General features: G+C 59.7%; 11 protein-coding genes. 3 read left to right on the top strand and 8 right to left on the bottom strand.

Annotated elements, in window-relative coordinates; all coding sequences use genetic code 11:
• Positions 1-25 precede the first annotated feature (25 nt).
• Positions 26-1090 carry an ABC transporter substrate-binding protein gene (locus ACA048_RS20365; protein ID WP_497626010.1) on the bottom strand — a complete coding sequence of 355 codons (1065 nt, stop codon included), beginning with the start codon at positions 1088-1090 and terminating at the stop codon, positions 26-28.
• Positions 1091-1451: 361 nt separating this feature from the next.
• Between ACA048_RS20365 and ACA048_RS20360 the strand changes: the two genes are divergently transcribed.
• Entirely contained in the window at positions 1452-2165 is a 714-nt protein-coding gene (locus ACA048_RS20360; protein WP_497626009.1) for a UTRA domain-containing protein, read from the top strand.
• Positions 2166-2198: 33 nt separating this feature from the next.
• Here ACA048_RS20360 and ACA048_RS20355 read toward each other — a convergent pair whose 3' ends face one another.
• From ACA048_RS20355 to minC, 7 genes are all read right to left on the bottom strand, one after another.
• Complete coding sequence (locus ACA048_RS20355) at positions 2199-4355, bottom strand: mechanosensitive ion channel family protein (RefSeq protein ID WP_497626008.1); 2157 nt, start codon at positions 4353-4355, stop codon at positions 2199-2201.
• Between the two features lie 77 nt (positions 4356-4432).
• On the bottom strand, positions 4433-4600 hold the full coding sequence (locus tag ACA048_RS20350) for a hypothetical protein (protein WP_497629951.1): 168 nt from the start codon (positions 4598-4600) through the stop codon (positions 4433-4435).
• 222 nt (positions 4601-4822) lie between these two features.
• Positions 4823-6112 (bottom strand): M18 family aminopeptidase, encoded by a 1290-nt coding sequence (locus ACA048_RS20345; RefSeq protein ID WP_497626007.1) that lies wholly within the window; start codon positions 6110-6112, stop codon positions 4823-4825.
• Positions 6113-6299: 187 nt separating this feature from the next.
• Positions 6300-6935 carry an RluA family pseudouridine synthase gene (locus ACA048_RS20340; RefSeq protein WP_497626006.1) on the bottom strand — a complete coding sequence of 212 codons (636 nt, stop codon included), beginning with the start codon at positions 6933-6935 and terminating at the stop codon, positions 6300-6302.
• Between the two features lie 180 nt (positions 6936-7115).
• The gene (gene minE / locus ACA048_RS20335) at positions 7116-7370 is read right to left on the bottom strand and encodes a cell division topological specificity factor MinE (RefSeq protein ID WP_007944431.1); all 255 of its coding nucleotides are present in this window, start codon (positions 7368-7370) and stop codon (positions 7116-7118) included.
• Complete coding sequence (gene minD, locus ACA048_RS20330; protein ID WP_497626005.1) at positions 7370-8182, bottom strand: septum site-determining protein MinD; 813 nt, start codon at positions 8180-8182, stop codon at positions 7370-7372. Before minD ends, minE begins: the two co-directional genes overlap by 1 nt.
• A gap of 200 nt (positions 8183-8382) precedes the next feature.
• Positions 8383-9120, bottom strand: a complete 738-nt coding sequence (gene minC, locus ACA048_RS20325; protein WP_123434623.1) for a septum site-determining protein MinC — start codon at positions 9118-9120, stop codon at positions 8383-8385.
• A 118-nt stretch (positions 9121-9238) separates the two neighbouring features.
• On the opposite strand from minC, the gene ACA048_RS20320 reads away from it, so the two are divergent.
• Both ACA048_RS20320 and ACA048_RS20315 read left to right on the top strand, forming a co-directional pair.
• Positions 9239-10171, top strand: coding sequence for a lipid A biosynthesis lauroyl acyltransferase (locus ACA048_RS20320; RefSeq protein ID WP_497626004.1), 933 nt, complete (start codon positions 9239-9241; stop codon positions 10169-10171).
• Positions 10172-10206: 35 nt separating this feature from the next.
• Complete coding sequence (locus ACA048_RS20315) at positions 10207-11379, top strand: patatin-like phospholipase family protein (protein ID WP_497626003.1); 1173 nt, start codon at positions 10207-10209, stop codon at positions 11377-11379.
• The last annotated feature ends 73 nt before the right edge of the window (positions 11380-11452 follow it).

Below are 11452 nucleotides of genomic sequence, written 5' to 3'. Positions count from 1 at the left end.
CCTTGCTCCTACAAGGGGTGCATCATTACTGCATATTGATGATGACTTCTTCCTGCCACTTCTGAGGAAGGGCTTTGGAGGTCTTTTCCCATGCATCGGCGTCTTTGATCGGCGTGACATTTTTGTACTGCTCGTTAGGCAGCAGCTTGGCCTTGATGTCGGCAGGCAGGGTCAGGTGTTCGGCACGGATCGGACGCGCGTTGCCTTTTGCCAAGTTGATCTGGCCGGCGTCGCTGAAGATGTATTCGCGGGTCAGCTTGGCGGCGTTCGGGTTTTTCGCGTATTTGTTGATGATGGTGGTGTAACCGGAAATCACCGAACCATCGGAAGGAATCAGCACGACGTAGTCATCCGGATTGGCCATCTTGGCCTTGTAGCTCAGACCGTTGAAGTCCCAGACCACGCCGACTTCGATTTCACCCTTTTCCATGGTGGCAATCGTCGGGTTGGCCATCGACAGGCGACCCTGTTTGGCGATTTCTGCGAACAGTTTCAGGGCTGGATCAAGGTTTGCCTCGTTACCGCCATTGGCCAAAGCCGCTGCCAGTACGCCGTTGGCCGCCTGGGCCGCGGTGCTCACGTCGCCGATGGAGACCTTATATTTGCCGCCCTTGAGGTCAGCCCATTTGGTGGGTGCTTCGGAACCGTGCAGCAGTTTTTTGTTGATGATAAACGCGATGGAGCCGGTGTAGGCCAGCGCCCAGTTGCCGTCCTTGTCCTTGGCCCAGGCCGGAACCTGATCCCAGGTCGTAGGCTTGTAAGGTTGCACCACGCCTTGCTTGACCGCGATCGGGCCAAAGGCTGCACCCACGTCGCCGATGTCAGCGCTGGCGTTGTCTTTTTCAGCGGCGAACTTGGCGATTTCCTGGGCCGAGCTCATGTCGGTGTCGATGTGCTTGAGGCCATAGGTTTTGGCCAGGTCTTCCCAAGTGCCTTTCCAGTTGGCCCAGTCATCGGGCATGCCGACGCTGTTGACTGCGCCTTCCGCTTTCGCAGCGGCTTCGAGGGTTTTCAAATTGTCAGCCGCCATGGCGGCGGTGCACATGGCAATGGTCGAGCCTAAAAGTGATGCCAGGAAAAGCTTTTTCATCCGAAGCTCCTTTGGGCGTTTTCAACGCTGCGATTGCGGTTGTGTTGGTCTAGGTCAGCAATACCTGAGCCAATTTAGGCGGCGTCGATGACACTTTCATGTCGGTGATCGCCCGGCAGCACAGTTATTTGCCCGGTATTGGCAGGTGCTCGGTAAGCGTAGACCATGGGTAAAGACCCTGTGTGCAAGGGGCTCGGCCGATGTATTGCAAGGTTTGCGGCGACCATGGGAATGACCGTTGGGTTGCTTTGTCATCGATCAGTCATCTGCATTGCCTACGCTTGCAGGATGTCGATGAATCGGTTTTACCGCGCGGTTCTGCTCCGAAACAGCGCTGGTCTAGTCCAGATAGGTAACGTTGATGCGTGATGAGGCAACGAAAGCGGTGACGGCCATTGGTCAGGTCTTGCAGGAGCAGCTCGACCACGGTTTGTTGGCGTCCGGCAGCAAACTACCGGCCGAGCGCAAGCTCAGTGAGTTGTTCGGGACTACACGGATTACCGTGCGCGAGGCGTTGTTGCAGCTGGAAGCGCAGGGGCAGATTTATCGCGAAGAGCGCCGTGGCTGGTTCGTTTCGCCACCGCGCCTGGCCTATAACCTGATGCAGCGCAGTCACTTTCACGCGATGGTCAGCGCGCAGGGGCGTGTGCCGTCCACCGAAGTGATTTCGGCGCGGTTGCAACCCGCCTCAGCCGCGGTGTGCGCGTGGTTGCAGTTGCCGGCGCTGTCGAGCGTGATCCAGATTTGCCGCGCACGGCGCATTGATGAGCGGCTGGTGCTGTACGTGGAGCACTATTTGAATCCGCAGTATTTTCCGGGGATTCTCGAGTTCGATTTGAATCAGTCGATCACCGAGTTATACGCACGGCATTACGATTTGCACTACGGGCGGGTGCGTTTCGAAATAGTGCCGACGTCGCTTTCGGTGGATGCGGCCGCCGCGTTACGCGTCTCGGTGGGCAGCCCGGGTTTGCGCATTGCCCGGGTCAACTACGATCAGCATGAGCGGCTGATCGACTGTGACCTGGAGTTCTGGCGCCATGATGCAATTCATGTCGGGGTGGATGTGGTTTAGCGCAGAAACCGCGTCGACCCTATCGCGAGCAGGCTATTCCTTCTGCGGTCCACCGGTAGCCGTAGCAACCTGAACACTCATGCGTGGCATCGCAAGGTCGAGCCCCGCCTCATCCAAATGCCGCTTGAGCGACAGATTGAACGCGCGTGAAACCTCCCACTGCTTGATCGGCGCAGTTTTGAACCGGGCGCGAAGGATCGCGTTGCCGGACTCGAAACTCTCGACACCCTGGATCTCCAGCGGTGACCAGATATTGCGACGTTGCAGCGGGTCGGTACGCATTTTCTGACCGACTTCGCGCATCAGTTTGATCGCGCTATCAATGTCCATGTCGGACGGCACTGCCACCCGGAAAATCGCGTAGCCGAATTCCCGTGAGTAGTTCTTGATGCTTTTGATTTCGCTGAACGGAATGGTGTGGACGATGCCGTCGATGTCCCGCAGGCGCACGGTGCGGATGGTCAGCCCTTCGACGGTGCCCAGGTGGCCGCCGACGTCCACGTAATCATCGATGGCCAGGGAGTCTTCGATGATGATGAACAGACCGGTGATCAAGTCGGCCACCAGCGACTGTGCACCAAAACCGATGGCCAGACCGATCACGCCGGCACCGGCCAGCAATGGCGTAACGTTCATGCCCATGTTCGCCAGCGCGACGATCAGCGCGACAATGAAAATCGCAACGAACAACACGTTGCGGATCAACGGCATCATCGTCTGCGCGCGGGTATTGGCCAGGCCTTTGCGTGAGCGGGTGAGCGCGAGGTGCACGGCGGTGTCGCTGAGGATCCAGATCAGCCAGGCGAAAATCAGCGTGCCAGCGAGGCTGAACAGTTTGACGCTGACCTCATGGCCTTCACCTTCGGTGAACGTGATCAGCGACATGCCCCAGACCCGCAGGCCAAGTTCAATGAACGCCAACCACACCAGCAGGTGGACGAGGGTGTAGAAAAAGTTCTTCAGGCGTTCCGAATACAGGGCGTGGCGCTTCACACCGCGTTGCGGTTTCAGGGCGTGGCGCCGTACCAGCCCATTGATGACCATGCTCAACACCAGCAACACGGTGCAGATCAGCGACTGCCGCAATGCGGTGCTGGTGTCACCCGCCGAGACGAACGTGGCGAACAGCGAGACGGCTACCAGCACCAGTGCCGGGACGTACCAGAAGGTGCCAAGAATTTCGATGGTATCGCTCAGGGCGCGTCGGGTCAGGCGCCGGGACAGCGGCTGATTGCGGATCAAGTGCGCGATCGGTCGGCGGAACCGCAAGATAAACAGCCCGGTAGAAATCGCGGCCAGCACGTTGGCAGCCGTCGCCGCCGTGTGCGCCAGGTGACTGCCAAGACCGGCGACCAGTCGTGGATCGTTCAGCGCCTCACCAAACGCGGCGAAACTGCCGATCAACCACAACGGCCGAAAGGCCTGGTGCCGCAGGATATACAAGGCGCGGTGGCGGTGCGGGCCATCGAGCAGGGAGAACGCGATCACGCAGATCGCCGAAAAACAGGTGCCGACCACCAACGCGTAAGCCAGCACCATGGCCAGGCTTTTGCCCAGTGACGAGGGCAGGGCGTAGCTCATGTAGACGGTGATCACCAGGGCGATCATCCATGGCCCGAGCTTGCGCAGGGCGAAGCGCAACATGTCCAGCGCCTTGGGGTGTTGCGGCAGTTCTTCGGTCAGGCCGAAGCGCGTGCGTACCCGGTGACTGACCCAGATCAGGGCCGCGGCAAGCAGGCTCCAGACCATCAGGATCATGGCGAATGCGAAGATGATCGGCAGCCACTCACTGGCCGGCATCATTAATGCTGTCAGTTCGTCCCTGGCCAGCGCGAGTTCGTCAGACCAGCGGGTAAGCGGGCTATCAGCGCCGGAGAATTGCTTTTCGAACGTGGCCAGCGTACCGCCGATCAGTCCCAGCACGCCTTCTTCGGCGGCGGGTTGCGCCTTTTTGGTGGCGTCGCGCAGTTTCTTCAGGTCGGCCAGCAGTTTGCTGCGCTGCTGATCGTTTTCCAGCGACTTGATGACTTCATCCAGCGATTGGCCCAACGGTTCTTGCGCCTCGGGCTGGGCTTTCGTCGAACTGCCGAGCAGGCTCGGCAAACCCGCCGCCTGGGCAGGCGCCATCGACAGCAACGTCATGAGGCAGACAAGGAAGAAACACGGCAGGGCGAAAAGACGGGCGAGCACTAGGCGGTCAACCTCGGGATGAGCGGATCGACCGAGTGTACGAGCCCGTCTAAATCAATGCGAGTCAGGGGGAGGATTTATTCGTTGAGTTTGGCGAGGATCTTGAAAATCACCGTGCCGAAAATGGTCAGCATGCCAATCCACATGGCAAATACACCGGCGTTTTTGTCGCGAAAGTTGAAGCCGATTGCCAGCATGATCATCCCGACGAGGATCGGGATCAGCATGGCGTGAAACGAAGACATCGAGATCATGGAGACGGCCTTGTCAGCAGGTTAATTTAAGTCTAGGTGGCTTTTGGGTGATGGTTGTTGATGCAGATCATGTGTGCTGCGTGACATTGTGGCGAGAGAGCTTGCTCCCGCGGGAGTGCGTAGCACTCCCCTTTTTGGGGCCGCTTCGCCCGAGCGCGGACCGGCCCGCGGGAGCAAGCTCCCTCGCCACATAAGTCCCTCACAACATCTGGATTAAGGCAATTCCTGGCAGGCGTAGAACGCACTCAGCACTTTGACCAGGTGCGCCAGGTCATGGCTGCCGCACAGTTCACGGATCGAGTGCATGGCGAACGTCGGCAGGCCGATGTCCACGGTGCGCACGCCCAGGTGGCTGGCTGTTATCGGGCCGATGGTCGAGCCACAGCCCATGTCGCTGCGTACCACAAAGCTTTGCACCGGTACTTCCTCGGCCATGCACAGATGACGGAAGAAGCCGGCGGTTTCGCTGTTGGTGGCGTAGCGCTGGTTGCTGTTGACCTTGATCACCGGGCCGGCGTTGAGTTTCGGGCCGTGGTTGGCGTCGTGCTTGTCGGCATAGTTGGGGTGTACGCCGTGGGCGTTGTCGGCCGAAACCAGCAGGGACTTCTGAATGGTACGCACGAATTCGTCACCTTCAGGCAGCAGGCGACGCAACGTCTGCTCCAGCATCGGGCCATCAGCGCCGCACGCCGAACAGGAACCGACTTCTTCGTGATCGTTGCAGACCAGCACACAGGTTTCGTCAGTTTCGGTAGTCAGCAGTGCTTGCAGACCGGCGTAGCACGACAGCAGGTTATCCAGGCGCGCACCGGAGATGAAGTCACCATGCAGGCCGATGACCGCAGCGCTTTGGGTGTCGTAGAAACTCAACTCGTAATCAAGCACGACGTCGGCGTTCAAGCCATGTTCCAGTGCCAGCTGGTTGGTGAGCACGGCGCGGAAGTCCACGCGCTCGTCACCGGCGAATTGCGCGAGAATCGGCGGCAATTCGGTCTGCGCATTGATTGCCCAGCCCATGTTGGCTTCACGGTTAAGGTGAATCGCCAGGTTCGGAATGGTCGCGATCGGCGCCTTGAAGTCGATCAACTGGCTTTCGACCTTGCCATCGCGGCGGAAAGTCACGCGGCCGGCGAGGGACAGGTCACGGTCGAACCACGGCGCCAGCAACGCTCCGCCATAGACTTCGACGCCCAATTGCCAGAAACCCTGACGCTGAAGCTCAGGCTGAGGTTTGACCCGCAGGCAAGGGCTGTCGGTGTGCGCGCCTACGAGGCGAATACCGCCATGCAGCGGTGAATGACGCCCCATCTTGATCGCGACGATGGAGGAGTCATTACGGGTGACGTAGTAACGACCGTTGGCTTCGGTGGTCCAGGGCTCGCGCTCGTCAAGGCGCATGAAGCCCGCCGCTTCCAGGCGTTGAACAAGGCTGGCAGTGGCATGGAATGGGGTAGGGGAGGCCTTGAGGAAGTCGATCAGGCCTTGGTTCAACTCTTCGCGCATAAGAAGCTCCAGACAGCAGTGGCGCCAGTTTAACGTATTGGTCAGAGAATGGGCGGTGGGCTGCGGGTGTGGACAATCACTTGCAGGGAGAAGCCTGCTCGCGATAGCGGTGTATCAGGCAACATGGATGTCGACGGGTAGACCGCTATCGCGAGCAGGCTCACTCCTACAGATTAAGCATTGGCTGTCAGAACGGTGCCGAGCACTCGAAGCGCAAGCGTTCGCCGGTTTGAGGGTGGGTGAAGCTGAGCATGCTGGCGTGCAGGCACAGACGCGGCCATGCGGCCAGGGCTTGCTCGTGGGCATAGAGCCCGTCACCCAGTAGCGGGTGGCCGATGGAGAGCATGTGCACGCGCAGTTGGTGCGAGCGGCCGGTGATCGGCGTCAGCTCGACGCGGCACCAGTCGCCACAGCGTTCCAGCACACGCCAGAAGGTCAGGGCGTGCTTGCCGAATTCATGGTCGACCACATGGCGTGGCTTGGTCGGCGGATCATAGCGCAGTGGCAGGTCGATACTGCCGCTGTCCAGTTCCGGCTGACCCCAGCACAGCGCTGTGTAGGCTTTTTCGGTTTCGCGGTCGTGAAATTGCCGAGACAGCTCGCGATGAGTGTCCGGATCGCGGGCCAGAAGAATGATGCCGGAGGTTTCCCAGTCCAGGCGATGGACGATTCGCGCTTCCGGGTAGCCGTTTTCTTGCAGGCGGGTAATCAGGCAATCCTTGTTGTCGTCAGCCCGGCCAGGGACGGAGAGCAACAGGGTCGGTTTGTTCACCACCAGTACGGCGGCGTCCTGATGGATGATGTGGACGTTGGACAACGGCATTGAAACAGCCTCGTAACAAACGCTAACGGCGGCTCAGAACCTCGCACCCTGTAGGAGCCGAGCTTGCTCGCGATAGCGGTTGGTCATTCAACATCGTCGTTGAATGTAAAACCGTCATCGCGAGCAAGCTCGGCTCCTACAAAGGCAGGTTCCGGGCCGCCGTGGCTCCCGCTGGATCGATTAACGATCTGGCAGGGTGATATTGAGTTCCAGAATCGAGCAGCTGCCCTGGTTTTCCAGTGCGACGTGCACGTCATCGGACCCGATATTGACGTACTTGCGGATCACTTCCACCAATTCCTTCTGCAAGGCTGGCAAGTAGTCCGGCGTACTGCGTTGGCCGCGTTCATGCGCCACGATGATCTGTAGACGCTCTTTCGCTACCGAGGCAGTACTTGGCTTCTTGTTGGCACGAAAGAAGTCAAAAATGTTCATTACCTACCTCCAAACAGGCGCTCGAAGAATCCCTTCTTCGTGACATCGAGGAAACGATGTTCCACGGTTTTGCCCAGCAGACGATCGACGGCATCGCTGTACGCCTGACCGGCGTCGCTTTGGTCGTCGAGAATCACCGGCACACCGGAGTTGGAGGCCTTGAGCACCGCTTGCGATTCCGGAATCACACCCAGCAGGGCGACAGCCAGAATTTCTTTGACGTCTTCGACGCCGAGCATTTCGCCATCGCTGACGCGTTGCGGGTTGTAGCGGGTCAGCAGCAAGTGTTCCTTGATTGGCTCTTCGCCTTTTTCAGCGCGGCGCGACTTGCTGGCCAGCAGGCCCAACATACGGTCCGAGTCACGAACCGAGGACACTTCCGGGTTGGTCACGATAATCGCTTCATCAGCGAAGTACATGGCCAGGTGGGCGCCTTTTTCGATACCCGCCGGGGAGTCGCAGACCACGAACTCAAATTGTTCCTTGAGCTCCATCAGGACTTTTTCCACGCCTTCCTGGGTCAGCGCGTCTTTGTCGCGGGTTTGACTGGCGGCCAGGACGTAGAGGTTTTCCAGGCGCTTGTCTTTGATCAGGGCTTGTTGCAGGTTGGCTTCGCCGTTGACCACGTTGACGAAGTCATACACCACACGACGCTCGCAACCCATGATCAGGTCAAGGTTACGCAGGCCGACGTCGAAGTCGACGATTACTGTTTTGTGACCACGCAGAGCGAGGCCGGTACCGATAGCGGCGCTGGTGGTGGTCTTACCCACACCACCCTTGCCGGATGTAACCACGAGAATCTTGGCCAAGGTGTTTCACCCCTAAGGAAAAAGGACTTTTAGCCCCTGAAAAACATCTTCTGAAAACTACTGCAGTCGGACAGCCTTGGCTGAAATCCGGCTTTGGGCGGGGCTTACCTCCGGTAAACACTGCTTGTGGCCGTTTTCCTACTTCGTTTGAGCCGTTTTCGCTACGTTTTAGAGATGTTTGGAAAATGCGGCAGTATCCGTTAAAGCCGAATGATGTTCAACACGTCGCCGGACAGGCTGACTTGTACGCCCGCACCCCACAAAGGATCGCGGCGCAGATCTTCGGAGACCTTGTAGTGGCCAGCGATGGACACCAGTTCAGCGCTCATTTGCTGACAAAAAATCCTGGCTTTCGTGTCGCCTTTGACGCCGGCCAATACACGACCGCGCATAGGGCCGTATACATGGATATTGCCATCGGCGAGAAGTTCCGCCCCCGGGCTGACCGACGAAATCACCACCAAATCGCAACCCTGGGCGTAAATCTGCTGACCACCGCGCACGGGCGACGTGATGATTTTCGTCGGTTTGATGGTCGGTTCCGGCGGTTTTTCCGGTTTTTTCTTCACCTGACCTTCGAGCGGGTCAAGCGCACGTTCACGGGCGCCGGACGGCGGCAGCACGGGCAGATCGACCGCAATGGCGGCCGCGATGTCTTCGATGCGGCTGGCGCGGATGGCCAGGGTGCGCAAGCCATGCTGGCGGCAGACGCGCATCAGGCCGGGCAAATCCACCGCGCCTTCGCTGGCCGGGAGCTTGTCCAGGGCCAGCACCAGCGGCGCGTTGCTGAAAAAGTTAGGCGCCTGAGCGACCTTGGCGGCCAGTTGCCGATCAAGGTTCTCGAGGTCGTTGCGGGCCAGTTCCAGCACCGTAATGGCGAGCATGCTGCCCTTCAACTGGAACACGGGATCCTGGTCTTGCGGTTCGGTTTGGCTCATGGTCGGCATACAACGGCTTGTCACTAAAAGTGCCGAGACTTATAACGAGAACGCCCGCAAGCCGCAAGCCGGGTCGAACGATGTAGAATGCGCGGCCATTGTCTTTCCGGAACCTTTAATGGATCGCCCGCGTTTTCGAAAAACATTTCTTATGCCGCGTTTCTGGCCGCTGTGGTGTGGCTTGGGGCTGTTGTGGCTGATTGTTCAGTTGCCGTATCCGGCGTTGCTGTTTATTGGTCGCCTGCTCGGTGCCGGGATGTATCGGGTGGCCGGCGACCGACGGCGCATTGCCAAGCGCAACCTTGAGCTGTGTTTCCCTGAAAAGTCCGCCGCCGAGCGCAAGCGCCTGCTCAAGGAAAACTTTGCCTCCACCGGCATCGCCTTCTTCGAAATGGCCATGAGCTGGTGGTGGTCGCGTCAGCGTCTGGCCAAACTGGCCCATGTCGAAGGGCTGGAGCACCTGAAAAAGGCTCAGCAAGACGGCAAGGGCGTGATCCTGATGGCGGTGCATTTCACCACGCTGGAAATCGGCGCGGCGCTGCTGGGGCAGCAGCACACCATCGACGGCATGTACCGCGAGCACAAGAATCCGCTGTTCGACTATGTCCAGCGCCGTGGTCGTGAGCGGCACAACCTCGATTCGCTGGCGGTGGAGCGCGACGATGTGCGCGGCATGCTCAAATTGCTGCGCGCCGGCCGAGCGATCTGGTACGCACCGGATCAGGACTACGGCGCCAAACAAAGCATTTTCGTGCCGCTGTTCGGCATTCAGGCGGCCACCGTGACCGCCACCAGCAAGTTTGCGCGTCTGGGCAAGGCGTTGGTGGTGCCGTTCACTCAGGAGCGCCTGGCCGATGGCAGCGGTTATCGCCTGGTGATTCATGCGCCGCTCGAAGGTTTCCCCGGCGAAACCGAAGAAGCCGATTGCATTCGCATCAATCAGTGGGTGGAAAGCGCCTTGCGTGAATGCCCGGAGCAATACCTCTGGGCCCATCGCCGCTTCAAGAGCCGCCCACCGGGCGAACCCAAGCTGTACAAAAAACGCGGTTGAGTCACCGATTCCTTTAAGCGCCATGGAGTGTTGCGATGAGTCCTGCAGAACCGGTTACAGGGTTGATTCTTTCCGGCGGCGGGGCTCGGGCGGCGTATCAGGTAGGCGTGCTGGCGGCGATTGCCGAATTGTTGCCGGTGGGGGCAAGCAATCCGTTTCCGGTGATCGTCGGCACCTCGGCCGGGGCGATCAATGCGGTCAGCCTCGCCAGTGGCGCGATGGATTTTCGCGGTGCCATCGAGCGTTTGACCGCATTCTGGCAGGGCTTTCGCAGCCATCGTGTGTTGCGCAGCGACTGGCCCGGCGTCATCAGTCAGGCCAGCCGGTTTGTCAGTCACAGTTTGCTGGGTCTTGGCGCTCACGTGCCGGTGGCCTTGCTCAACAGTTCGCCGCTGCGCGGATTGCTCAACGACAAACTGAACATGGCGGGCATCGCCGAATCCATTGCCCAGAAGCAGTTGCAGGCGGTGGCGGTGACGGCGTTCGGCTATGAGTCCGGGCAGGCTGTCACGTTCTATCAGGGTGGCGGCACTATCGAATCTTGGTTACGCCACCGGCGCATCGGCGTCCCAACCCAATTGAGTGTCGACCATTTGCTGGCCAGTTCCGCCATTCCGCTGCTGTTCGCCCCGGTGAAAATCGGCGAGGAATACTTCGGTGACGGTGCGGTGCGCCAATCCGCCCCGATCAGCCCGGCCCTGCACCTGGGCGCCACTCGGGTGCTGGTGGTGGGCGTCAGCGGCAACCCGCGCGGCGTCGACCCGCAGCAACCGCTGCAACGCGCCTATACCGGGCAACAGCCGACGCTGGCACAGATTGGCGGGCACATGCTCAACAGTACGTTCATTGACAGCCTGGAAAGCGACATCGAGTTGTTGCAGCGTCTGAATCAGTTCAGTCACTTGATGCCCGACGGTACTCCGACCCGTGCGCTGGGCGTGGCGCCGGTGGAGGTGCTGGTGATTTCGCCGAGTCAGCCGATCGATGAGATTGCGGCGCGGCATCGTCAGGAATTGCCGGCGGCACTGCGCCTGTTCCTGCGCGGGCCGGGGGCGACCAAGACCAGCGGGGCGGGGGTGTTGAGTTATCTGTTGTTCGAGGCGGGGTATTGCAGCGAGTTGATTGATCTGGGGCGACGGGATGCGTTGGCCAAGCGTGGGGAGCTTTGCCGGTTTCTTGGGTTGGCGGAGACTGTGGTTACTGCTTGATATTGGTGGTGAGGCCATCGCGGGCACGCCACGCTCCCACAGGGATCCCTAGTACGACAAAGATCTACTGTGG

The sequence above is a fragment of the Pseudomonas sp. LBUM1659 genome (assembly GCF_059716045.1).
Note: the sequence above shows the minus strand (reverse complement) of the source record. Positions and strands in the feature narration are given on the sequence as shown.

What these genes read in the sequence shown, in the direction of transcription:
- ACA048_RS20350 (WP_497629951.1), bottom strand. Translation starts at nt 4,600, where the DNA reads ATGTCTTCGTTTCACGCCATGCTGATCCCGATCCTCGTCGGGATGATC.
- ACA048_RS20320 (WP_497626004.1), top strand. Translation starts at nt 9,239, where the DNA reads ATGGATCGCCCGCGTTTTCGAAAAACATTTCTTATGCCGCGTTTCTGG.
- minE (WP_007944431.1), bottom strand. Translation starts at nt 7,370, where the DNA reads ATGAACATTTTTGACTTCTTTCGTGCCAACAAGAAGCCAAGTACTGCC.
- ACA048_RS20365 (WP_497626010.1), bottom strand. Translation starts at nt 1,090, where the DNA reads ATGAAAAAGCTTTTCCTGGCATCACTTTTAGGCTCGACCATTGCCATG.
- ACA048_RS20345 (WP_497626007.1), bottom strand. Translation starts at nt 6,112, where the DNA reads ATGCGCGAAGAGTTGAACCAAGGCCTGATCGACTTCCTCAAGGCCTCC.
- minC (WP_123434623.1), bottom strand. Translation starts at nt 9,120, where the DNA reads ATGAGCCAAACCGAACCGCAAGACCAGGATCCCGTGTTCCAGTTGAAG.
- ACA048_RS20315 (WP_497626003.1), top strand. Translation starts at nt 10,207, where the DNA reads ATGAGTCCTGCAGAACCGGTTACAGGGTTGATTCTTTCCGGCGGCGGG.
- ACA048_RS20360 (WP_497626009.1), top strand. Translation starts at nt 1,452, where the DNA reads ATGCGTGATGAGGCAACGAAAGCGGTGACGGCCATTGGTCAGGTCTTG.
- ACA048_RS20340 (WP_497626006.1), bottom strand. Translation starts at nt 6,935, where the DNA reads ATGCCGTTGTCCAACGTCCACATCATCCATCAGGACGCCGCCGTACTG.